General features: G+C 54.0%; 23 protein-coding genes. 10 read left to right on the top strand and 13 right to left on the bottom strand.

Annotated features, from left to right (window positions below; genetic code table 11):
- Positions 1 to 33 precede the first annotated feature (33 nt).
- A complete protein-coding gene (locus tag DD597_RS03355; protein WP_026080717.1) occupies positions 34 to 792 on the bottom strand; it encodes a YdiY family protein in 759 nt (252 codons plus the stop codon).
- A 296-nt stretch (positions 793 to 1,088) separates the two neighbouring features.
- On the opposite strand from DD597_RS03355, the gene pfkB reads away from it, so the two are divergent.
- From pfkB to DD597_RS03340, 3 genes are all read left to right on the top strand, one after another.
- The gene (gene pfkB / locus DD597_RS03350; protein WP_023324496.1) at positions 1,089 to 2,021 is read left to right on the top strand and encodes a 6-phosphofructokinase II; all 933 of its coding nucleotides are present in this window, start codon (positions 1,089 to 1,091) and stop codon (positions 2,019 to 2,021) included.
- Positions 2,022 to 2,112: 91 nt separating this feature from the next.
- A complete protein-coding gene (ghoS, locus tag DD597_RS03345; protein ID WP_003857822.1) occupies positions 2,113 to 2,403 on the top strand; it encodes a type V toxin-antitoxin system endoribonuclease antitoxin GhoS in 291 nt (96 codons plus the stop codon).
- 105 nt (positions 2,404 to 2,508) lie between these two features.
- Positions 2,509 to 3,369 (top strand): fructosamine kinase family protein, encoded by an 861-nt coding sequence (locus DD597_RS03340; protein ID WP_022650899.1) that lies wholly within the window; start codon positions 2,509 to 2,511, stop codon positions 3,367 to 3,369.
- A gap of 36 nt (positions 3,370 to 3,405) precedes the next feature.
- Here the strand turns inward: DD597_RS03340 and DD597_RS03335 are convergent, their stop codons facing one another.
- Positions 3,406 to 3,942 (bottom strand): YniB family protein, encoded by a 537-nt coding sequence (locus tag DD597_RS03335; RefSeq protein WP_003857823.1) that lies wholly within the window; start codon positions 3,940 to 3,942, stop codon positions 3,406 to 3,408.
- A gap of 140 nt (positions 3,943 to 4,082) precedes the next feature.
- Here DD597_RS03335 and hxpB point away from each other — a divergent pair, with 140 nt between their 5' ends.
- From hxpB to tcyP, 4 genes are all read left to right on the top strand, one after another.
- On the top strand, positions 4,083 to 4,754 hold the full coding sequence (hxpB, locus tag DD597_RS03330; RefSeq protein ID WP_003857825.1) for a hexitol phosphatase HxpB: 672 nt from the start codon (positions 4,083 to 4,085) through the stop codon (positions 4,752 to 4,754).
- Between the two features lie 128 nt (positions 4,755 to 4,882).
- Complete coding sequence (kduD, locus tag DD597_RS03325) at positions 4,883 to 5,644, top strand: 2-dehydro-3-deoxy-D-gluconate 5-dehydrogenase KduD (RefSeq protein WP_003857827.1); 762 nt, start codon at positions 4,883 to 4,885, stop codon at positions 5,642 to 5,644.
- A 95-nt stretch (positions 5,645 to 5,739) separates the two neighbouring features.
- Positions 5,740 to 6,330: a metal-dependent hydrolase gene (locus tag DD597_RS03320; protein ID WP_015570742.1), complete on the top strand. Its 591-nt coding sequence runs from the start codon at positions 5,740 to 5,742 to the stop codon at positions 6,328 to 6,330.
- Positions 6,331 to 6,457: 127 nt separating this feature from the next.
- Positions 6,458 to 7,849 (top strand): cystine/sulfocysteine:cation symporter, encoded by a 1,392-nt coding sequence (gene tcyP / locus DD597_RS03315; protein ID WP_023324494.1) that lies wholly within the window; start codon positions 6,458 to 6,460, stop codon positions 7,847 to 7,849.
- 48 nt (positions 7,850 to 7,897) lie between these two features.
- On the opposite strand, the gene cedA is transcribed toward tcyP, so the two are convergent.
- Positions 7,898 to 8,152 carry a cell division activator CedA gene (cedA, locus tag DD597_RS03310; protein WP_071785203.1) on the bottom strand — a complete coding sequence of 85 codons (255 nt, stop codon included), beginning with the start codon at positions 8,150 to 8,152 and terminating at the stop codon, positions 7,898 to 7,900.
- Between the two features lie 188 nt (positions 8,153 to 8,340).
- Here cedA and katE point away from each other — a divergent pair, with 188 nt between their 5' ends.
- Entirely contained in the window at positions 8,341 to 10,590 is a 2,250-nt protein-coding gene (gene katE / locus DD597_RS03305; protein WP_022650896.1) for a catalase HPII, read from the top strand.
- Positions 10,591 to 10,699: 109 nt separating this feature from the next.
- On the opposite strand, the gene chbG is transcribed toward katE, so the two are convergent.
- The 7 genes from chbG to osmE form a co-directional block, all read right to left on the bottom strand.
- A complete protein-coding gene (gene chbG / locus DD597_RS03300; RefSeq protein WP_022650895.1) occupies positions 10,700 to 11,449 on the bottom strand; it encodes a chitin disaccharide deacetylase in 750 nt (249 codons plus the stop codon).
- Positions 11,450 to 11,460: 11 nt separating this feature from the next.
- A complete protein-coding gene (locus tag DD597_RS03295) occupies positions 11,461 to 12,816 on the bottom strand; it encodes a 6-phospho-beta-glucosidase (RefSeq protein ID WP_129255949.1) in 1,356 nt (451 codons plus the stop codon).
- 109 nt (positions 12,817 to 12,925) lie between these two features.
- Positions 12,926 to 13,744 (bottom strand): transcriptional regulator ChbR, encoded by an 819-nt coding sequence (gene chbR / locus DD597_RS03290; RefSeq protein WP_017384663.1) that lies wholly within the window; start codon positions 13,742 to 13,744, stop codon positions 12,926 to 12,928.
- Between the two features lie 30 nt (positions 13,745 to 13,774).
- Positions 13,775 to 14,122 (bottom strand): PTS N,N'-diacetylchitobiose transporter subunit IIA, encoded by a 348-nt coding sequence (gene chbA / locus DD597_RS03285; protein WP_003857835.1) that lies wholly within the window; start codon positions 14,120 to 14,122, stop codon positions 13,775 to 13,777.
- Between the two features lie 48 nt (positions 14,123 to 14,170).
- The gene (gene chbC / locus DD597_RS03280; RefSeq protein ID WP_032609028.1) at positions 14,171 to 15,529 is read right to left on the bottom strand and encodes a PTS N,N'-diacetylchitobiose transporter subunit IIC; all 1,359 of its coding nucleotides are present in this window, start codon (positions 15,527 to 15,529) and stop codon (positions 14,171 to 14,173) included.
- An 80-nt stretch (positions 15,530 to 15,609) separates the two neighbouring features.
- Entirely contained in the window at positions 15,610 to 15,927 is a 318-nt protein-coding gene (chbB, locus tag DD597_RS03275) for a PTS N,N'-diacetylchitobiose transporter subunit IIB (RefSeq protein ID WP_015570750.1), read from the bottom strand.
- 281 nt (positions 15,928 to 16,208) lie between these two features.
- Positions 16,209 to 16,553: an osmotically-inducible lipoprotein OsmE gene (gene osmE, locus DD597_RS03270; RefSeq protein WP_003857836.1), complete on the bottom strand. Its 345-nt coding sequence runs from the start codon at positions 16,551 to 16,553 to the stop codon at positions 16,209 to 16,211.
- A 231-nt stretch (positions 16,554 to 16,784) separates the two neighbouring features.
- Here osmE and nadE point away from each other — a divergent pair, with 231 nt between their 5' ends.
- Together nadE and cho are read left to right on the top strand one after the other, a co-directional pair.
- Positions 16,785 to 17,612: an ammonia-dependent NAD(+) synthetase gene (nadE, locus tag DD597_RS03265; protein ID WP_003857837.1), complete on the top strand. Its 828-nt coding sequence runs from the start codon at positions 16,785 to 16,787 to the stop codon at positions 17,610 to 17,612.
- A 115-nt stretch (positions 17,613 to 17,727) separates the two neighbouring features.
- The gene (gene cho, locus DD597_RS03260) at positions 17,728 to 18,606 is read left to right on the top strand and encodes an excinuclease Cho (protein ID WP_072139661.1); all 879 of its coding nucleotides are present in this window, start codon (positions 17,728 to 17,730) and stop codon (positions 18,604 to 18,606) included.
- Here the strand turns inward: cho and ves are convergent.
- From ves to astE, 3 genes are all read right to left on the bottom strand, one after another.
- On the bottom strand, positions 18,584 to 19,141 hold the full coding sequence (gene ves / locus DD597_RS03255; protein ID WP_022650891.1) for an environmental stress-induced protein Ves: 558 nt from the start codon (positions 19,139 to 19,141) through the stop codon (positions 18,584 to 18,586). The two genes, cho and ves, sit on opposite strands and share 23 nt — an antisense overlap.
- A gap of 167 nt (positions 19,142 to 19,308) precedes the next feature.
- Positions 19,309 to 19,803, bottom strand: a complete 495-nt coding sequence (spy, locus tag DD597_RS03250) for an ATP-independent periplasmic protein-refolding chaperone Spy (protein ID WP_015570753.1) — start codon at positions 19,801 to 19,803, stop codon at positions 19,309 to 19,311.
- A 337-nt stretch (positions 19,804 to 20,140) separates the two neighbouring features.
- Entirely contained in the window at positions 20,141 to 21,106 is a 966-nt protein-coding gene (astE, locus tag DD597_RS03245; RefSeq protein WP_022650890.1) for a succinylglutamate desuccinylase, read from the bottom strand.
- Positions 21,107 to 21,109: the final 3 nt, after the last annotated feature.

Here is a 21,109-nt window from a genome sequence, read left to right as displayed (position 1 = left end):
AAACGGGCCGGGATTATTCTCGGCCCGACGATATTACATTTTATAACCTAATGAAATCGTGGTTCGGCGATCGGTATGTTCCGGTGCAGAATCAGGTGGGGATGAGTTCCAGGTTACGTTGTACGCCACCTTGAGTCCAAAGTGTTCATTGATCGCCACGTTCAACGCACTTTCTGAGTTCAGCGTTGTATCTTCAGCACCAAACACCGACACACCCTGGGTGAATTTTGCGTTGTCGGTCATCTGCCATGCATAGGTGCCCGATGCATAACCCAGCGGCTGGGTTTCATCTTCGCCGTTGGTGTACTCGTCGTAACGGACACCCGGACCGAATTCAAAACGCAGGCTGTGCACCGGCCCATTGAGGAACTGACGACCATAACCCGCAGTTACGACATCACGCTGGCGATAGCCGTTGTAGCGGTCAGTCAGCCAACTCGCCTGCCCGAACAGGTAGTCATAATCGGTCATGTTGTATCGGCTACGTCCGCCTACCGCGTATTTCTCCGATGAGCGTTGATCGTTAGCAGAGGTGTTGCTGGCATTTCCCCACAGCGACCAGGCCGTGGTGTTGCCGTACCAGGTCAGGGTGCTGTCTGCGGTCAGGGAGGAGCTTTTCGTATTACCGGATTGCGCCAGATACCCGGCATTCACGTTACCTTCAAAGGGTTTTTTGGCAGTGGAGGGATCGTCCATGACAGTAAAAACGGTATCATCGGCGGTTGCATTCAGTGACGCAAATACGCCACCCGCCAGCATCAGTGCTGCGGGTACTGTCTTCAAAAGCTTCATTTTATTTAAGGAGTCCGTACAACATAAAAAGAGACCGTCACGGTCTCGGAAACTTTCTTGCGGATCAATGACAAGGCGACCATAGAAAGGTAACAAATTATAAAAAGCCGCAAATAACATAGCAATATTTTCTTCTTTCATTTTTTGAATAAGAACGATCCCAAAACGCGTTTTATTTTATATGCCCGGCGCAGCTTATTTGTCAGCATTCATATTTAAAATCATACTGTTATTTACGTTGCCTTCCTGCCAAACGGTGCCAGGCTTAAAAGAACCCATGATAAAAGGAGGTCATGATGGCTTCGATTTATACGCTGACACTCTCCCCTTCCCTCGACTCCGCGACCATGACGCCGCAAATCTACCCGGAAGGTAAGCTGCGCTGTAGCGCGCCGGTGTTTGAGCCGGGCGGCGGCGGCATCAACGTGGCGCGCGCTATTACCCATCTCGGCGGAAAAGCCACCGCCATCTTCCCCGCTGGCGGCGCCACGGGAGAACATCTGGTGGCGTTGCTGGCAGATGAACAGGTGGCCGTAGACACCGTCGACGCTAAAGACTGGACCCGGCAGAACCTGCATGTCCATGTTGAATCCAGCGGCGAGCAATATCGCTTTGTGATGCCGGGGGCGAAATTGACCGATGATGAGTTTCGTCAACTGGAAGAGAAAGTGCTGACCATTGAAAGCGGCTCATTACTGGTGATCAGCGGTAGCCTGCCGCCGGGCGTCAAAACAGAGAAACTGACGGCGCTGGTTCAGGCGGCGCTCCAGCGCGGCATCCGCTGCATTGTCGATAGCTCGGGCGAAGCCCTGAAGGCGGCGTTAGAACCCGGACAACTTGAACTCGTTAAACCTAACCAGAAAGAGCTCAGTGCCCTGGTTAATCGAGAACTCAGCCAGCCTGATGACGTTCGTACTGCCGCAGAAGAGCTGGTACGTACGGGCAAAGCACATCGCGTTGTTGTTTCTCTCGGTCCTCAGGGGGCGCTGGCCGTCGATAAGACGGGCTTTGTGCAGGTTGTGCCACCGCCGATGAAAAGCCAGAGCACCGTGGGTGCCGGTGACAGTATGGTTGGCGCGATGGTGCTGAAGCTGGCGCAGGGCGCTTCGCTTCTGGAGATGGCACGCTATGGCGTCGCGGCAGGGAGTGCAGCCACCATCAATCAGGGAACGCGTCTGTGTTCGCTTGCGGATACCCAGAAAATTGTCGATTACCTCGAGAGAAGCTGAACCTGCTTCCCCTTCCCATGGAGGGGGAAGTCGCTAAACAGGGCATATCGACTATGCTAAGAAAACTTTCAGGATAACAACGAGGTGAATTATGAGCAGTGGTGATATCACCCGCTACGTCGTAACCGTGAATATTCATGAGGCGTCGCTGACCGAACTGAATGAACTCAACAACGCGTTCACGCGCGCCAATTTTCTGCTCACGCTGACGGACGATGAGGGCAATATTCACGATCTCGGCTCACTGGCATTTGGCCTGATAAGCCCGCTGAGTCAGGAAGAGGTGAAGGCGCTGGCCAGTAGCCTGGTGGAAAGCGTGACTGACAAAGCCACGGAAATTGATGTGGATAGCTGGGAAAACTGGCATAAAAAAGAACAATAAGTGCCCTGTATAAAATTAAACCGCTCAGTTGTGCGTTAGTTCCTGTTTTTTTATAGCCGTTTTGCGCTAACTTTATGATCTGGCAGACAACATGGGAGAGACATCATGTGGCAGGCTATCAGTCATCTTTTAAGTGAGCAGCTGGGTGAAGGTGAAATTGAACTGCGTAACGAACTGCCAGGCGGAGAGATCCATGCCGCATGGCATTTACGTTACGCCGGGCGCGATCTTTTCGTTAAATGTGATGAGCGCGAATTGCTCCCCATTTTTACTGCCGAAGCCGATCAGCTTGAGCTGTTATCGCGCAGTAAAACAGTCACCGTTCCGCAGGTTTTAGCCGTCGGCAGCGATCGTGACTATAGCTTTCTGGTGATGAACTATCTTCCCGCGCGTCCTCTGGATGCGCACAACGCCTTTATTCTCGGGCAACAGATCGCCCGTTTGCACCAGTGGAGCGATCAACCTCAGTTTGGGCTCGATTTCGATAACGACCTCTCCACCACCCCACAGCCAAACGCATGGCAGCGCCGCTGGTCGACTTTTTTCGCCGAACAGCGCATCGGCTGGCAGCTGGAGCTGGCCGCTGAAAAGGGATTAGCGTTCGGCAACATCGACGCGATTGTTGAACATATTCAGCAGCGTCTGGCTTCGCATCAGCCTCAGGCTTCCCTTCTGCACGGTGATTTATGGTCAAACAACTGCGCGCTTGGGCCTGATGGTCCCTATATATATGACCCGGCCTGCTACTGGGGCGACAGAGAGTGTGACCTCGCGATGCTGCCGTTGCACCCTGAACAGCCGCCGCAAATTTATGATGGCTATCAGTCTGTCTCGCCGTTACCTGCGGGTTTCCTTGATCGTCAGCCGGTTTATCAGCTGTACACCTTGCTAAACCGGGCTATTTTGTTTGGCGGGAGTCATCTGGTAAATGCCCAGCGGGCGCTGGACCGTATTCTGGCGGCATAGCGGGAAGGGGCGGCATCACGCCCCTTCCCTTAGGATTTACAGGAAGCCAAGCAGCGTAAAGAAGAAATACCCGGCCACAATGATGATGACCGGCAGAATGTAGAGCGGGAAAAACTGCACAAAAATGGTATGACGCGGAACGACAATGCGCGATTCGATCTGCTCGCGGCTCATCCCGTCAGGGCCTTTCGCCTTCTCAAGTATCAGCTGATCTTCCACCCCTTCGCGTAAAAAGCGGGTCTGGCGACTCATGCGCGCGCCGGAGGCCTGCAACGCCATCGCGATAAATATCAACGCATAGATTATCCAGAAACCGACATTCAGCTGGTGGTGAAAATCCGGCGTGGGCGAGTTGAACCAGAAGACGTTCAGGAACGGGGTGTTAAACCGCATCATCTCAATCATGACGTGGGCAAAATCAAGCATAACGGCATTGATGCCCGGCTGTTTTTCGCTGTGATCGTACATAAATTTGAGTACGGAGATCAGCGTTGAAATCAGGGCGGGAATAAAAATAACCCAACCAGCAACACGTTTTAAGACCGCGATGCGTCCAGCTTGTTGATACGTCATTAGTTCCTCTTCATAAAGACGCGTTATTTGTGCCTAAGTCTACCTGCTGTCGGTCAATTTCGCCCGCTCTTTGCATGCAATATGCTAAATTGCTTGTGCTTAGCACCGTTCGTCTTACCCCAAGATAAGGAGATGTTGTAATGTCGACACCGCGCCAGATACTTGCCGCTATTTTTGACATGGATGGATTGCTGATTGATTCCGAACCCCTGTGGGATCGGGCTGAACTGGACGTGATGGCCAGCCTCGGCGTCGATATCAGTCGTCGTAACGAGCTTCCCGATACCCTGGGGCTGCGCATCGATATGGTGGTTGACCTTTGGTATGCCCACCAGCCATGGGTTGGCCCGGATCGCGACGAAGTTACGGCGCGCATTATCAACCGCGCCATCTCCCTCGTAGAAGAGTATAAGCCTCTGTTACCGGGCGTACGCGACGCTATCGCCCTGTGCAAGGCGCAAGGGCTGAAAGTGGGGCTGGCCTCCGCCTCACCGCTGCATATGCTGGAAAAAGTGCTGACGATGTTCGGGCTGCGCGACAGCTTCGACGCGCTGGCCTCGGCCGAAAAGCTTCCGTACAGCAAGCCACATCCGCAGGTGTATATGGACTGCGCCGCGAAACTGGGGCTGGATCCGCTTACCTGTGTGGCGCTGGAAGATTCGGTTAACGGCATGGTGGCGTCCAAAGCCGCACGTATGCGCTCCATCGTTGTGCCGGCTGAAGAAGGCCGACACGATCCCCGTTTTGCCCTGGCGGATGTCAGGCTGACGTCTCTTGAAGAATTGACTGCCCGCCATCTGCGTGGGGAGTAACGCTCTTTCAGGCAGCTTCGGCTGCCTGCCCCGCAAAATCAAAACAACGTTTTACTTTATTTGCTTTTCTCATTCCAGACTCCTATTCTTACGTGCAGAATGACAATAACCTGACTTCTGAGGCGCGTATGATACTGGATGCTTTTACTCTGGCAGGAAAAGTGGCGATGGTGACCGGGTGCGATACCGGTCTGGGGCAAGGCATGGCCATTGCCCTCGCCGAAGCAGGATGCGATATCGTGGGGGTTAACCGCAAGGTTCCTGACGAAACGGCAGCGCGCGTTACGGCGCTGGGACGACGCTTTATCGCGATTCGCGCCGATCTTGGCAAGCAGGAGAGTATTCAGAGCGTGGTGGATACCGCAGTCGCTGAGATGGGCCGCATCGATATTCTGGTTAACAATGCCGGCACCATCCGCCGTGCCGATGCGCTGGAATTTAGTGAGAAGGACTGGGACGAGGTCATCGATCTCAATCTGAAATCAGTCTTTTTCCTCTCTCAGGCAGTGGCGAAACAGTTTATCGCGCAGGGTCAGGGCGGCAAGATCATTAACATTGCTTCCATGCTCTCCTTCCAGGGCGGCATCCGGGTGCCCTCCTATACGGCATCCAAAAGCGGCGTGCTGGGCCTCACCCGCCTGCTGGCGAACGAATGGGCGCCGCTAGGTATTAACGTGAACGCTATCGCGCCAGGTTATATGGCGACCAATAACACCCGGCAACTTCGGGATGATGAGCAGCGCAGCCAGGCGATCCTCGACCGGATTCCGGCGGGCCGCTGGGGTCTCCCGGAGGATTTACAGGGTCCGGTGGTGTTTCTGGCTTCAAGAGCATCTGATTACGTTAACGGTCATACTCTCGCCGTAGACGGTGGCTGGCTGGCGCGCTAACCGCGCGTTTGTGACAAAGAGTTACACCGTCACCTCTTTCACACACTGTATAAAAACCCTATACTGTATGAATCGACAGTTTACCGGGTTTTATCATGACGGCGGAAGGCCACCTGCTTTTTTCACTTGCCTGTGCAGTGTTTGCCAAAAACGCTGAACTGACCCCTGTGCTGGCACAGGGGGACTGGTGGCATATTGTCCCTTCCGCCGTACTTACCTGCCTGCTGCCGGACATAGATCATCCAAAGTCATTCCTTGGCCAGCGGCTAAAGTGGATTTCAAAGCCCATCGCCAGAGCCTTTGGTCATCGCGGGTTTACCCACAGCCTGCTGGCCGTATTTGGCCTGCTTACACTCTTCTATTTAAAGGTTCCGGAGAGCTGGATCGTCCCGGCGGATGCCATTCAGGGCATGGTGCTTGGCTACTTAAGCCATATCCTCGCCGATATGCTGACGCCAGCGGGCGTACCGCTGCTCTGGCCCTGCCGCTGGCGTTTCCGCCTGCCAATCCTCGTGCCGCAAAAAGGCAACCAGCTGGAGCGCGTTCTGTGCATGGCGCTGTTTGCGTATGCCGTCTGGATGCCGCAGACATTGCCCGAAAATGGTGCAGTGCGCTGGTCATCGCAGATGATCAACTCGCTGCAATTTCAGTTCAATCGTTTTATTAATCACCAGATTGAACATTAAACCGACAATATAATCACTTTTGTCATAAACCATTCCATATGGATATAAGCGTGACATCACACTTCTGATAACCTTGCGCCAACAGGTTCGGTAAAAACCGACCGTATAATAAATCAGGAGAACGGGGATGAATTTTCCACTCATCGCGAACATTGTTGTGTTCGTCGTATTGCTATTGCTTCTCGCCCAGGCTCGCCACAAACAGTGGAGCCTGGCGAAAAAGGTACTGGTCGGTCTGGTCATGGGCGTGGTGTTTGGCCTGGCCTTACACGCTATTTACGGCTCCGACAGCCCGGTACTGAAAGACTCCATTCAGTGGTTCAACATTGTCGGTAACGGCTATGTACAGCTGCTGCAAATGATCGTTATGCCGCTGGTATTCGCCTCTATTCTGAGCGCCGTAGCCCGCCTGCACAATGCCTCTCAACTGGGTAAAATCAGCTTCCTGACCATTGGTACCCTGCTCTTCACCACGCTGATTGCAGCGCTGGTGGGTGTGCTGGTAACCAATCTGTTTGGCCTGACTGCTGAAGGTCTGGTGCAGGGTAGCGCTGAAACCGCGCGTCTGACGGCGATTGAGACCAACTACGTGGGTAAAGTGGCCGATCTGACCGTTCCGCAGATGGTGCTCTCCTTCATTCCGAAGAACCCGTTTGCTGACCTGACCGGCGCAAGCCCAACCTCCATTATCAGCGTGGTGATCTTCGCGGCATTCCTGGGCGTGGCTGCGCTGAAGCTGCTGAAGGACGATGCGCCGAAAGGCGAGCGCGTTCTGACGGCCATCGATACCCTGCAAAGCTGGGTGATGAAGCTGGTGCGTCTGGTCATGCAGCTGACGCCGTACGGTGTCCTGGCGCTGATGACCAAAGTCGTTGCAGGTTCTAACCTGCAAGACATCATTAAGCTTGGCAGCTTTGTGATTGCCTCGTACCTCGGTCTGGGCATCATGTTTGTTGTGCACGGCATTCTGCTGGCGGTGAACGGCGTTGGCCCGCTGAAATACTTCCGTAAAGTCTGGCCGGTGCTGACCTTCGCCTTTACCAGCCGTTCCAGCGCGGCATCTATCCCGCTGAACGTCGAAGCACAGACCCGTCGTCTGGGCGTACCGGAGTCTATCGCCAGCTTCTCGGCCTCCTTTGGCGCCACCATCGGGCAGAACGGCTGTGCGGGTCTCTACCCGGCGATGCTGGCCGTAATGGTTGCCCCAACAGTGGGGATTAATCCGCTGGATCCGGTCTGGATTGCGACGCTGGTCGGTATCGTGACCATTAGCTCCGCCGGTGTTGCGGGCGTGGGCGGCGGCGCGACCTTCGCTGCGCTGATCGTTCTGCCTGCGCTTGGACTGCCGGTGACGCTGGTTGCCCTGCTGATCTCTGTTGAACCGCTGATCGACATGGGTCGTACCGCCCTGAACGTGAGTGGCTCAATGACCGCCGGTACCCTGACCAGCCAGTGGCTGAAGCAGACCGACAAAACAATTCTCGACAGTGAAGAAGATGCGGAACTGGCCCATCGTTAATCACGGCCGAAATAAAAAAACCGCCTGAGGGCGGTTTTTTTATGGCTGTTATTCTTCAACCTCTTCATCCTGGCGGGTCTGCATAGCCCATCGCTGCGCCGATTCTGGCACCGTAAACGCAGGGGAGCGACGGAAGTGCTCGCCAATCAGCACGAAGGCAACGTATTTACCCCGTAACATCCAGACATCGCGAAAACCATCCACTTTCAGGGCATGGTCAGGCGGCGCGGGTTCAACGCGGGGCACATAGCTAATAACCTGGCGGTTTTGTTGACGAAGAGGTTTCATAAGCGACGGGTTCACTAATGCAAATTCTTAAAGCAGGAAATTTCTATCATAGCCGATTCTCCCCCCACCCGTCGCGCCTGACATGTGGCAGATGGCTCCTTTCGCTAATCACTTCCTCTGAAAACGCTTAGTTCGCCTGCTAATTCATCACATTGTTCTATCCTTAATAGGGTTTTCAGGAACGAACAAAGGAGAATCGTGCAATGTCGAACAATGATAAACCCCATCAATCCCCTATTCATGGCACCGAAGAATCTCAACCGGGAATGGACTCACTCGCCCCTGCGGATGGCTCTCATAAACCGTCGCCGGGCCTCTCCGCGCCGGGCGAGCAACCTACTGCACCGGGAAGCATGAAGTCACCCGATGCGGACAACGAAAAGTTAAAATCTCTCGACCCGCACCGCAAAGGGGGTGAAGGCTATGCGCTGACCACCAATCAGGGCGTGCGCATCGCCGATGATCAGAACTCCTTGCGCGCCGGAACGCGCGGCCCGACGCTGCTGGAAGATTTCATCCTGCGGGAAAAAATCACCCATTTCGACCATGAGCGTATTCCTGAACGTATCGTTCACGCTCGCGGCTCTGCGGCGCACGGCTATTTCCAGCCGTACAAGAGCCTGAAGGAGATCACGAAGGCGGATTTCCTTTCCGATCCGAACAAAATTACACCGGTATTTGTGCGCTTCTCTACCGTACAGGGCGGCGCGGGTTCGGCCGACACGGTGCGTGATATCCGCGGCTTCGCCACCAAATTCTATACCGAAGAGGGCATTTTCGACCTCGTCGGGAATAACACCCCGGTTTTCTTCATTCAGGATGCGCATAAATTCCCTGACTTTGTCCATGCGGTAAAACCAGAGCCACACTGGGCCATACCGCAGGGACAAAGTGCGCATGACACCTTCTGGGACTACGTCTCCCTGCAACCGGAAACACTTCACAACGTGATGTGGGCGATGTCTGACCGGGGGATCCCACGCAGCTATCGCACCATGGAAGGCTTTGGTATTCATACCTTCCGTCTGATTAACGCTGAAGGTAAAGCGACGTTTGTGCGTTTCCACTGGAAACCGGTCGCGGGGAAAGCGTCCCTGGTGTGGGATGAAGCACAGAAGCTGACCGGGCGCGATCCGGACTTCCACCGTCGCGAACTGTGGGAATCCATTGAAGCCGGTGATTTCCCGGAATACGAGCTGGGGTTACAGCTGATCCCGGAAGAGGACGAGTTCAAATTCGACTTCGACCTGCTCGACCCGACCAAGCTTATTCCCGAAGAGCTGGTGCCGGTTCAGCTGGTGGGCAAAATGGTGCTTAATCGCAACCCGGATAACTTCTTCGCGGAGAATGAGCAGGCTGCGTTCCACCCGGGCCATATTGTGCCGGGGCTGGATTTCACCAACGATCCGCTGCTCCAGGGCCGTCTGTTCTCTTATACCGATACGCAGATCAGCCGTCTCGGCGGACCGAACTTCCACGAAATTCCTATCAACCGTCCGACCTGCCCGTACCATAACTTCCAGCGTGACGGGATGCATCGCCAGGATATCGATACCAACCCGGCGAACTACGAGCCAAACTCCATTAACGATAACTGGCCGCGTGAAACCCCGCCGGGGCCAAAACGTGGCGGATTCGAGTCGTATCAGGAGCGCGTGGACGGAACAAAAATTCGCGAGCGCAGCCCGTCATTCGGCGAATATTACGCTCAGCCTCGCCTGTTCTGGAACAGCCAGACCCCGATTGAACAGCAGCACATTATCGGCGGTTTCAGCTTTGAGCTGAGCAAAGTGGTGCGTACCTACATTCGCGAGCGCGTGGTCGACCATCTGGCGCATATTGATATCCAGCTTGCTCAGGGCGTGGCGAATAATCTCGGCATCACGCTCACCGATGAGCAATGCCATGCCGCACCGCCAAAAGACGTGAACGGGCTGAAGAAGGATCCGTCCCTGAGCCTGTACGCGGTACCTGGCGGGTCAATTAAAGGCCGCGTAGTGGCTATTCTGCTGAACGATAAACCGCGCGCCAGCGACGTACTGGGGATCATGCGGGCGCTCAAAACCCAGGGCGTACATGCCAAACTGCTTTACTCTCGCATGGGTGAAGTGACGGCCGATGATGGCTCCGTCCTGCCGATTGCCGCGACCTTCGCCGGAGCACCGTCGCTGACGGTTGATGCGGTGATTATGCCGTGCGGCGACGTTGAGAGCCTGCTCGGTAACGGTGATGCCGCCTATTATCTGCTGGAAGCCTATAAGCACCTGAAGCCAATCGCTCTGGCAGGCGATGCGCGGAAGTTTAAAACTCTGCTGAAGGTACCGGATCAAGGGGAAGAAGGCATTGTCGAAGGTGATAACGTCGATGATGCGTTTATGACCCGGTTGTTTGACCTGCTCGCCGCGCACCGCGTGTGGTCGCGCAGCAGTAAGATTGACCAGATACCGGCGTAAAAAACCTGAAGCCCTCACCCCGGCCCTCTCCCCTGGGAGAGGGAGAAAACAATAAAAACGGTAACCAAAAGGTTACCGTTTTGCTTTTACCTCGCCACCGGGCTTTGCCTCAAAGATCCCTGAACGTCCCCAGACGATACCCACGCTCGGCAATCGCATACTTTAACGACGCCGATGTCAGCACATCCAGTTCTGCCAGACGCGGCCAGCAGTAGGCGCTCTTACGTACTATCTCATCGACAAACGCCGGGTGCGCCATTACCTCAAGCGAGCGCTCCCCTTTTGCGGCGGAGTCATCCAGCACCTTCAGGAACAGCGCTTCATCGATCTCGTCGCCATAAAATGCGCTGCTGAACCCCTCCGTTGACGTCACCGCGACGTCCGGCAACCCGCGCACCTCACGATCCACGCGCATCGCCACGCCTTTACGTTGCGCAAACTCTGCCACAAGCGGGAAAATCGCCGGGATCATATGCACATGATGATGGCTGTCAATATGGGTAGGTTCGCGGCCAAACACATCCACAAAGCGGTTAAACTGGCACTCCAGCTCGCGGGCAATCTCATCGAGCGGCAGAGCGTCCTGCTCCGCCATTTCCCAAATCCATTTCCCCAGTTTTCCCTCGCGCGTCAGACCCGGCATCGGTGAAAGGGGCAACCCAAGCGTCAGCACAAAATGCATGCCCACGCCCAGCTCGGGCAGCTCACGGCTTAACTGCGCCGCATGTTCCACCGCCTCACCGTTGATGAGCGCTGTTGTAGAGGTCACGACGCCCCGGCGACAGGCTTCAATAATGCCGTAGTTCTGCCCTTTTGACAGGCCAAAATCATCGGCATTGACGATCAGCAGGTTTTCCATCGCGCCTCCTCTTAACGGTGTGTGAGTTTCAGTTTCTCAACCGTTGCAGCAAAGTTTGGCAGCCATTTTTCATGCGCCAGGATCATCTCACTCGCGAGTTTTTCAGCGTCACGGTCAGAATGCACCAGCGGGCTGAGATTCAGCGCCAGCAGCACGTCATTCAGTTCGCCGCTCAGGGCAGCATTGCTCGCCGCCACTTCAAAGCCTTTGATGGTGTGAATCAGCCCCATCACCTTATCGTCGAAGTGGGTAATGCGGGGATGCGGTTTTGCACCCTCGCGTCCAAGGATGCAGGTCATCTCAACGGCCCAGTCTGCCGGGATATTGTCGATGTGCCCGTGATGGGGAACGTTCACATAGTGCTCGGCCTGCTTGTCATTGTAAATGGCGTTAATCACTTCACACGCCGCATCTGAATAGTATGCCCCGCCGCGCTGCTCCAGCTCTTTCGGTTTGACGTTCAGGTTCGGATCTTTATACAAATCAAACAGCTGCTTCTCTACTTTCTGCACAACCTGAGCGCGTGCGCCACCTTTGTAGTATTCGCCCATTTCAATGGCCAGCATCTCTTTCTGCTTGAAGTAGTAAAGCAGATACGAGCACGGCAGCAGATTCAGGGAGCGGATCAGCCCTTCGCTGAACGGCAGATCGAAGATGTTTTTCACCGAGGCCGCAGTCAGGCGACCAAAGGCGACGCCGTCGAGCAGTTCCGCAAAGCGCGATTGCCCGTTCACAATCACATCTTTGATAAAGACCATGTGATTCAGGCCGAACAGGTCAATGGACAGATCATCGTGCTCGGTCAGTTCCAGTACATCGCGGATGAACATCTTCATGCCAATCGGAATATTGCAGACGCCGATAAAGCGTTTGAAACCGGTATGGCGATAGACTGCCTCGGTGACCATCCCGGCCGGGTTGGTAAAGTTGATCACCCAGGCGTTCGGGCAGATCTCCTCCACGTCTTTAATGATGTCAAAAATGACCGGAATAGTACGCAGGCCTTTAAACAGGCCACCTGCCCCGTTGGTTTCCTGGCCCAGATAACCATGGCTCAGCGGAATGCGCTCGTCCAGCTCACGCGCCTTCAGCTGGCCGACGCGCAGCTGCGTGGTCACGAAGTCAGCATCTTTCAGTGCCAGGCGACGATCCAGCGTTTTATGCACGGTTAAGGGCACGCCCGCTTTTTCAACCATGCGTTTGCACAGTTCAAAAATAATATTCAGCTTCTCCTGACCTTCTTCAACATCCACCAGCCATAATTCGCTGACCGGTAATTCATGATACCGTTTCAGGAAACCTTCAAGTAATTCCGGGGTATAGCTGCTGCCGCCACCAATGGTTACGACTTTTAATTTCTGTTGCATAATATCTCCCTTAGCGTATCAGGTTAATCGCCTGCAAGGTATAGCGTGCTCTTCCCGCTATTTGGGCAAGCCATTACGTCACTGTTCCTGGCGGATAAACCGCCGAAAGTTAATTAATTACCGTTAAATTTTTGCGGTAACTGTTCGGTGTGAATGAAGTCAATTTTTTAAAGGTTTTAATAAACAGACTGGGACTGCTGTAACCCGATTCGTAAGCGATATCGGTGACAGAGTAATTAGTAATTTCCAGCTGTTTTTTGGCAAAGTTAATGCGGATTTCATTAATAATTTGCACAGGCGTTTTACGGTAATAACGCTGCGTGGCGCGCGTCAAATATTCCTGCGATTTACCCGACAGCGCCACCATATTCTCCAGGGCGTTATCGCTGAACTGTCCTTTGTCGTGCATCAGCTCCACGGTACTACGCAGCCACTGAGGAATATCATCCACCACCTGCTGTTCTTCACGGTGATGGCGGAGGCGATTCATGACGTAGAACGTCACGGTTTCAATAAATTCATCAAATTCATTGTCGCGGAAATTCAGCGAGGCGATAACCGTTTCAATCCAGGTCATAAACTCATTTTTAACGCGATACACCTGTGACGCCACAAAGCAGAACGGCACCAGCGGCAGATAATGCTTCTCGAAGAAACGCCTGCTCACGCCTACGTTCAGAATGCGCGTCGCACCAAACTCATAAAAGCTCTGGTGATAAGATCCCATCGGCAGGAAGACGAAATCGCCACGCTCAAGCAGGACGCGCTTACCGTTGATCTCCTGATAGTAGCGGCCGGTCAGAACAATCGTGAACTCGTAGTAGTCATGCTGGTGCAGACCGCTGGCGCTCTCCGTTTTGTTGTAAATCACCACGTGAAAATTCTTGCCATTAAACAGCTGCTGCTCATGTGCGGTTTTGATTTCCATCGTGCTGACCTCCTGCTACTTCATCCTGACTTATTGCATCTTCTCGTGAAGCTCGATGAGCTCCGCTACCAGCTCGCGCGCCAGCATGGAGGTCATCAGATGATCCTGCGCATGTACCAGCACCAGACTCACTTTCATCTTCCCTTCGCCCTGGTCGCTTTCGATAAGCTTCGTCTGCACCAGATGCGCTTCGTTTAACGCCGTACGGGACTGCTCCATCATGGTTTTCGCGGCAACGAAGTCGCCCTGCTTAGCCTGCTTAAGAGCCGCATACGCCAGGCTGCGTGCCTGCCCGGAGTTGATGATGAGGCCCATCACCACCTCTTCCAGATCGTTCTCTGCGGTTTCTTCGGCAACGATACTCTCTAAATCTAACATTTTTTAAGCTCCTTTCCGCTGGCGCGGGTTGCCCCGCGCCGTGCAATTTTAGAATTTCAGTGCGAGGGCGATATCCTCTTCGCTCTCTTCTTCATCGATAACCGTTGCGGCCTTGTTCGCAATCGCCACGAACGGCATGTAGAGCAGGGTTGCAATCCCGAGGTTGAATATCGCCAGCAGGAAGGCCGCCACGCTACCGTTGGTGTTGAAGAACGCGCCCAGACCAGCCGGCATCGTCCACGGCGCAATGTTGGTCACCGGCGGGATAATGCCCAGGTAGTACGCCGTCAGCGTAATCGCGGCCAGCAGCGGCTGAACCAGGATGAAGGGAATGAACATCACCGGGTTCATGATAATTGGCAGACCAAACAGGATCGGCTCGTTAATCTGGAAGATGCCTGACGGCAGGGCCAGCTTCGCAACCTGACGATGGTCGGCGCGGCGAGAAACAATAAAGACCGCGATGATCAGACCCAACGTCGCCCCGGTACCGCCCAGGAAGATATAGGAGTCAAGCATCGGCTTCGCCCACACATGGAAGGTTTTACCGGCCGCCAGCGCCGCATCGACGGAGCCGTACTGCTGGTAAAGCGCGACGTTTTCCAGTGCCCATGGGGTCATAATACCGCTGTCCAGCGCCGCCAGTGCCAGTGAACCATGCACGCCGAAGAACCACAGCAGGGAGGTAAAGATGACATACGCCCAACCGACCACGCTACCCATCGACGCCAGCGGCGTTGAGATAGAGTCCATAATGATCTGGTGGAAGTTTGTGCCCCAGTGAGAGAGCGCCCAGGCAATAATCCCCATGATGGAGAGAATAATGAAGCCCGGAATCAACGCGGAAAATGAACGAGAAACAGAGGCCGGAACGCTATCCGGCAAGCGGATAACCCAGTTACGGCGAATAATGAAGGTGAACATTTCGGCCACCACCAGCCCGATAATAATACCGGAAATGATGTTTGCCCCACCCAGCCAGTTGGCGCCAACGGCATAAGCTTCGCCCACGCTGTACGGTGTGACGGTCATGAACGCGGCAATGGACAGTAAGCCTGCCGCCAGCGGATCCACTTTACGCTCTTCCGCCAGCGCCATTCCAATAAAGAAAGGCGCCATTAGCGACATAATACCCAACGTACCGTTGTATACGTTGCCGCCAATGGCTTTTAAACCATTAAGGGTTTCAATAGTTGAAGCATCTAACCTAATTCCTAATGAATAAAAAAAGGAACCTTCTCCAAAGCTCAGAAAAACGTTGTTAATTAAAACGAACATTGCCCCGGCTAATGTCAACGGCATTAATTTAATAAAGCCGTTCTTAATGGCATTAACGTGAGGCTGCTTTCCTATTTTAACAGCAAAAGGAAGGAGTACCTTTTCAAGTGAAGCGATGACTTTACTCATAGGAAAATACCCTTAAAGGCCGCAACGACCGTTACGGCGTATTGTGTGTGAAATAACTCTTTGACGGGAAAAATAAAAAATTAATTAGCAGCTTTTTTAATCGCCGCAACGGCAGCTTTTAATACACCTAAACCATCAATCTTGCCGTATAAAACGGAATCGATCACTTCGACCGGCTTATTGGGTAGCAGACGCTGAATTTCTGGCAGCATATAAGCGATTTGCGGCCCGAGTAAAATAACGTCGGCTGTCTGACCCTTCTCGCCCGCCAGCGTTTCCGGAAACGCCTCAATCACCACAGGGACTTCATATTTTTCGGCCTGAGCGCGCATTTTGGAAACCAGCAGCGAAGTGGACATGCCCGCAGAGCAAAACAGATAGATATGTTTCTTTTCCATGATAACTTCCCTCTTGTTTGGCTACCCGCCGTCTCGCTATCACTCGACTCGCTATCCTGGCTGACGGGCAGTGTGCTGAACATTGTTTATCGTTGAAGTGAGTATACGCAATGGTACAGGGAGGGGATAATTCTGGATAGACTGAAATTGTCTCTCATTGACCTGGCTTGTTGACTACCTTCACATTTCAGGCAAATAATTCGCGCCAAGAAATAAGATTCACGTATGCATAAAAAAACCGGCCTTCCGGCCGGTTTGTTAACGCTCTCAGGCAAGCAGGCTTACTGTGCCTTAGGTGCCTGTGGGTCGGTGTCGTATTCGGCACAGGTCTGGTAACCAGAATTGATCACGTGACCCGTATCATCCAGGGCGACAAAGTAGGTCTCTGCCTTACCATCACGTTGACCCAGAATATAGGTCTGGCAGGTACCACGCGCGTGGATCATAGTAACTTCTGAAGAAGGTTTACCGGCAATGGCTGCAACCTGGGAACGCGTCATGCCTTTTTTGACGTCTTTTACCACTGGCTGTGTGAACTGATCTTTGGTGCGATCGTAAGCTGTACACCCTGCCAGCATAGTCAGTACCGCCGCTGCGCTTAAAATTCCTGCTACGTTCTTGTTCATATTCCGTCCTCTTGTTTATCAGCGTGTTAACTAAGCATGGGATAAAAATTACTATTGTTCAACTTTGCGAGTTACGCCAGACGAATTTCGGAAAATTCTAATAAAACAACGGTAAGCTGCTAAATCGCTGTAAAACAGTACACTCAAAACTGTGATCCTTGTCGTTTCCCCGACAAAGGGTTAGTTTTAACAGATCACACTTTCTGTTTGGTTCTGCATAGGGAGGGCGTAATGGCTCTGCAACAAGAAATTATTCAGGCGCTGGGCGCGAAACCTGCGATTGATGCCAATGAAGAGATCCGTCGTAGCGTTGATTTTTTGAAAGCTTACCTGTCTGCACACCCTTTCCTGAAGACGCTGGTGCTGGGTATCAGCGGCGGTCAGGATTCCACTCTGGCCGGCAAGCTGAGCCAGATGGCCATCTCCGAGCTGCGTGACGAGACCGGTGACACCGCGCTGCAATTTATTGCCGTACGTCTGCCGTATGGCGTGCAGGCCGACGAGCAGGACTGTCAGGATGCGATCGCGTTTATTCAGCCGGACCGTGTTCTTACCGTAAACATCAAAGGTTCGGTACTGGCAAGCGAGCAGGCCTTGCGTGAAGCCGGTATTGAACTGAGCGATTTTGTTCGCGGCAACGAGAAAGCCCGTGAGCGCATGAAAGCGCAGTACAGTATCGCAGGGATGACCAAAGGGGTCGTCGTCGGCACCGACCACGCCGCGGAAGCCATCACCGGCTTCTTCACCAAATACGGCGATGGCGGCACGGATATCAACCCCCTCTTCCGCCTGAACAAGCGTCAGGGCAAGCAGCTGCTGGCGGCGCTGGGCTGCCCGGAGCACCTGTATAAGAAGGCGCCAACGGCGGACCTGGAGGACGATCGCCCTTCCCTGCCGGATGAAGCCGCGCTGGGCGTCACATATGACAACATTGATGATTATCTGGAAGGCAAAACGCTCGACGAAGGTACCGCCAAAATTATCGAAGGCTGGTATCTGAAAACCGAGCACAAGCGCCGTCCGCCGATTACGGTGTTTGATGATTTCTGGAAAAAGTAAAAGCAAAACGGTAACTCAGTTTTACAGGCCGGGTAAGGCGTAACCGCCACCCGGCTCTTTTTTAACCACCGAACACCTGCTACACTGTATGCCTGAACAGTATATGGAGCAGTATGTGAGCAGGCGTCAATCCGCCCCGCGTCTTGAGTTTGAAGCGGCGGCTATCTACGAATATCCCGAGCATCTTCGCCCCTGGCTTGAGGCTCTGCCTAAACAGCCTGGCGTCTATTTCTTCCACGGCGACAGCGATACCATGCCGCTCTATATCGGCAAAAGCGTGAATATCCGCAGCCGGGTGATGTCGCACCTGCGTACGCCGGATGAAGCATCGATGCTCAGGCAGTCCCGGCGGATCACCTGGATCGAGACGGCAGGCGAACTGGGCGCGCTTCTGCTCGAAGCCCGGCTCATCAAGGAACAGCAGCCGCTGTTTAACAAACGCCTGCGCCGCAACCGCCAGCTGTGTTCCTTGCAGGTTAACGCAGGAAAACCGCAGGTTGTTTATGCCCGGGAAGTGGATTTTTCGCATGAACCCAATCTTTACGGTCTGTTTGCCAACAAACGTGCCGCACTGCAAACCCTGCAATCCCTGGCTGATGAATTACAGCTTTGTTACGGCCTGTTAGGACTGGAAGCCACCACCCGCGGTCGCGCCTGTTTCCGCTCCGCGCTGAAACGCTGCGCCGGGGCGTGTTGTGGAAAAGAGAGCGTTGAAGAACATCATGCCCGGTTTATGGCGGGCCTGGCCTCTATCAGCGTTAACTGCTGGCCGTGGGAAGGCGCGGTGGCGCTGAAAGAAACCCGCGATGCGATGACGCATTATCACATCATCCGCAACTGGCTCTGGCTTGGCGCCGTTGAAAGCCTGGATGACGCTACCGCCCTGCTGCGCACCCCTGCCGGGTTCGATCAGGATGGTTACAAAATTCTCTGTAAGCCATTATTAACCGGAAAATATGAGATCATCGTCCTCAGTGACCCGGCAGCCAGGTAATTTCACTGAACAGCAGCGACCCCTTCGTTTCCAGTAAACGGAGGGTATGACTGCCCGCTTCCCAGCTGGCACCCTGATCGGCGGTCAGTAATTTGTCGCCCAGTTGCCAGGCGCCACTTAAGACAAAGACCACCCCACCGCGTGACGCGAAGGTAGTGAACGTTCGGGTAGCAACGCGCACCTTTGCCTGGCAGCAATCCCGTCGGGTCATGATGTTGAAGTCCATCGACATCTGCCCCTCTGTGAGCACGGCTTTCACCGCCAGATCGCCCGCAAATCGGTAAGGCTGGTGATGCTTCAGAGTATGACAAAACGCCCTGCCTGCATCCAGGGTCACCTCGCCGCCTTCCAGCAGCGTAATCACCCGGTCAACGCCCGGGAACGCCGAGAATTCGCCGTTACTGGCGATGGAGGCAATACTGGCCCGCCAGAAAAAATCCCGCGTCGCGGGAGGAAAACAGCAAATCTCACGCGTCTCACCCGCACCATTACGCCAGAGACTGACCGGCATTTTACGGATATCAAAGAATTCCATGACCACTCCTGAAGGACGCACCGTGCGCCAGGGCATTTTCACAGACGTATTATCGGCAGCAGTCAGGCCAGACCTTAGGCATGGGATAAAAGAAAAACCGCCGGTCCTGTCCACAGCGTTTTCGCTTTTGTAGACAGGAGCCCGGCGGTCTTAAGAGAGTGAACCGATTATTCGGTTGGTGCAGGCATTTTACCTTCCGGCGCTGCACGTTCTGTCAGACGCTTCTCAAAATTGGCATTAAATTGCTTTTTCTGTTCCGGCGTCAGAATGTTGTAAATCTTGTTCTGGGTTTCCATGTGGGCCAGCATGCGTGCTTTATGCTGCTCGGCCATTTTGTCGATCTGCGCTTCCGCTTTTGCTTTATCGAAGCTGTCGCTGGCAATGATGTCATGCATTGCGCGGCGCTCTTCCAGCGGAGGACGTTTCATCTGGTCACGCTGGCTTTTCATGATGTCGCGGATCTGCTGCTTCTGCGCATCGGTGAGGTTCAGATCTTTAAACATCATCATCTCATGGTGCATACCCGGCTTGCCTTTATGATGCATCATCATTTTGCCTTCCGTCGGCGCGGCGGTAGTGGTCGCGGTATCGGCGGCGAACGCCATGCTGGTAGCGCCCAGAGCCAGGGTAGAGGCAACAAACAGTGCAGTTAATTTACGCATAATGTCTTTCCTTACTTTCAGTTATTCTTCGGCGCTATGCCGTGTTGACGAGATTAACTTTACGGCGTTTATCGTCAATTAGTCAGAGCAACGGTAAAACAATGAAAGTGTAAAAAACAACTTTTCGCCAATTGTGGAGAAATTAAGGAAAAAGCGTGGAGAGATGAAACAAAAATATTCAACAGGATGATTTTAAAGAGATTATGGAGAAGTATAGCGAAGTGCCGTTTAATAATAAAGCAATTCTCCAGGAATATTCCGCAAACAATACCAGAGCGCTTTTAACGCTAAGAAATTTATTCTTCATTTCCCCTCCGGTCTGCGCGAGGGGAGACGTTCAGGGCATTTTTTCCAGCATCAGACCTGCTCGCAAACCAAACGCGACCGACGGATTAGGAAATAAAACATATTCCGTGGATTTCTGTACCGCATAGCGCGTCTCACCATCTTCCGCCAGCAGGACGCCCTGGCGAAACGGCGTAAAGTTCAGCGTATGGGGTGCCATATGAAGCTGGAAAGCCTCGCTTTGACGCGTGATCTGCTGCACGACCCGATAGCGCACGACGGGTTCCCGGGTGGGTTCCGGCGCAACCCCGGCTAGCAACGCCCGGAGCGCCTGATGCGTAGGGGTAAAACGCGTCAGGTCGTTTTGCCCGAACGGCAGCGCTTTTCCCAGCTCCAGGGTGCAGGATAACGCGCCAACATTCTCGCAGGTGAAGTGGGTAAACGTGCCGCCTGGTGTCTGGTGGAAGACCAGTGCCTCCAGCCCCGCATCGCCAAGCCAGGTCAGAAACGCCTCATCCCACGGCTGATGACGCTGCGGTAACACGCCAAAACGCACATGGTACGAGGCGCGAATGGCCGTATGCAGATCAAGGTGCCAGCGCGTTTCCCCCGCCCCGGCAAAAAACGCCGTGACCACCTTCTCCAGCCATTGCGCGCGAGTCGTCTCATCACTCTGTGGAAACTGCGCCCAGCGACCACCAAACATGCGGTTGATGTCGCTCACGAGATACCGTTTATTTTGCGCCAGCGCAGGCGGATTTCCCAGTACCACCAGCAGACGGCAGTGCAGCGTGATCTCTGCGCGATACAGCGCGCGCAGCAATAGTTCGACAATCTCCACGGGCGCGGTTTCGTTTCCGTGAATGCCGGTAGAAAGCAGCAGCGACAGGTTATATTTCCCCGTCGGCGTGAGTTCAAGCACGCCCGGCCCCAGCCATCGCCAGTGGAACGAAGGGCCTGCCCCCTCTTGCCGCTCCGGTGTCTCTTCGGCCAGCGTCAGCGCCAGTAAGTTTTCCATATC

It is taken from the genome of Enterobacter cloacae complex sp. 677-3DZ2D5B (assembly GCF_004136695.1).
GTDB classification, from domain to species: Bacteria; Pseudomonadota; Gammaproteobacteria; order Enterobacterales; family Enterobacteriaceae; genus Enterobacter; species Enterobacter hormaechei_C.
The sequence above is the reverse complement of the archived record's forward strand: the minus strand, read 5'-3'. Positions and strand labels throughout refer to the sequence as shown.

Bases quoted from the DNA above. Each gene is read 5' to 3' on its own strand.
- DD597_RS03355 (WP_026080717.1), bottom strand. From the start codon at position 792: ATGAAGCTTTTGAAGACAGTACCCGCAGCACTGATGCTGGCGGGTGGC.
- pfkB (WP_023324496.1), top strand. From the start codon at position 1,089: ATGGCTTCGATTTATACGCTGACACTCTCCCCTTCCCTCGACTCCGCG.
- ghoS (WP_003857822.1), top strand. From the start codon at position 2,113: ATGAGCAGTGGTGATATCACCCGCTACGTCGTAACCGTGAATATTCAT.
- DD597_RS03340 (WP_022650899.1), top strand. From the start codon at position 2,509: ATGTGGCAGGCTATCAGTCATCTTTTAAGTGAGCAGCTGGGTGAAGGT.
- DD597_RS03335 (WP_003857823.1), bottom strand. From the start codon at position 3,942: ATGACGTATCAACAAGCTGGACGCATCGCGGTCTTAAAACGTGTTGCT.
- hxpB (WP_003857825.1), top strand. From the start codon at position 4,083: ATGTCGACACCGCGCCAGATACTTGCCGCTATTTTTGACATGGATGGA.
- kduD (WP_003857827.1), top strand. From the start codon at position 4,883: ATGATACTGGATGCTTTTACTCTGGCAGGAAAAGTGGCGATGGTGACC.
- DD597_RS03320 (WP_015570742.1), top strand. From the start codon at position 5,740: ATGACGGCGGAAGGCCACCTGCTTTTTTCACTTGCCTGTGCAGTGTTT.
- tcyP (WP_023324494.1), top strand. From the start codon at position 6,458: ATGAATTTTCCACTCATCGCGAACATTGTTGTGTTCGTCGTATTGCTA.
- katE (WP_022650896.1), top strand. From the start codon at position 8,341: ATGTCGAACAATGATAAACCCCATCAATCCCCTATTCATGGCACCGAA.
- chbG (WP_022650895.1), bottom strand. From the start codon at position 11,449: ATGGAAAACCTGCTGATCGTCAATGCCGATGATTTTGGCCTGTCAAAA.
- DD597_RS03295 (WP_129255949.1), bottom strand. From the start codon at position 12,816: ATGCAACAGAAATTAAAAGTCGTAACCATTGGTGGCGGCAGCAGCTAT.
- chbR (WP_017384663.1), bottom strand. From the start codon at position 13,744: ATGGAAATCAAAACCGCACATGAGCAGCAGCTGTTTAATGGCAAGAAT.
- chbA (WP_003857835.1), bottom strand. From the start codon at position 14,122: ATGTTAGATTTAGAGAGTATCGTTGCCGAAGAAACCGCAGAGAACGAT.
- chbC (WP_032609028.1), bottom strand. From the start codon at position 15,529: ATGAGTAAAGTCATCGCTTCACTTGAAAAGGTACTCCTTCCTTTTGCT.
- chbB (WP_015570750.1), bottom strand. From the start codon at position 15,927: ATGGAAAAGAAACATATCTATCTGTTTTGCTCTGCGGGCATGTCCACT.
- osmE (WP_003857836.1), bottom strand. From the start codon at position 16,553: ATGAACAAGAACGTAGCAGGAATTTTAAGCGCAGCGGCGGTACTGACT.
- nadE (WP_003857837.1), top strand. From the start codon at position 16,785: ATGGCTCTGCAACAAGAAATTATTCAGGCGCTGGGCGCGAAACCTGCG.
- ves (WP_022650891.1), bottom strand. From the start codon at position 19,141: ATGGAATTCTTTGATATCCGTAAAATGCCGGTCAGTCTCTGGCGTAAT.
- spy (WP_015570753.1), bottom strand. From the start codon at position 19,803: ATGCGTAAATTAACTGCACTGTTTGTTGCCTCTACCCTGGCTCTGGGC.
- astE (WP_022650890.1), bottom strand. From the start codon at position 21,106: ATGGAAAACTTACTGGCGCTGACGCTGGCCGAAGAGACACCGGAGCGG.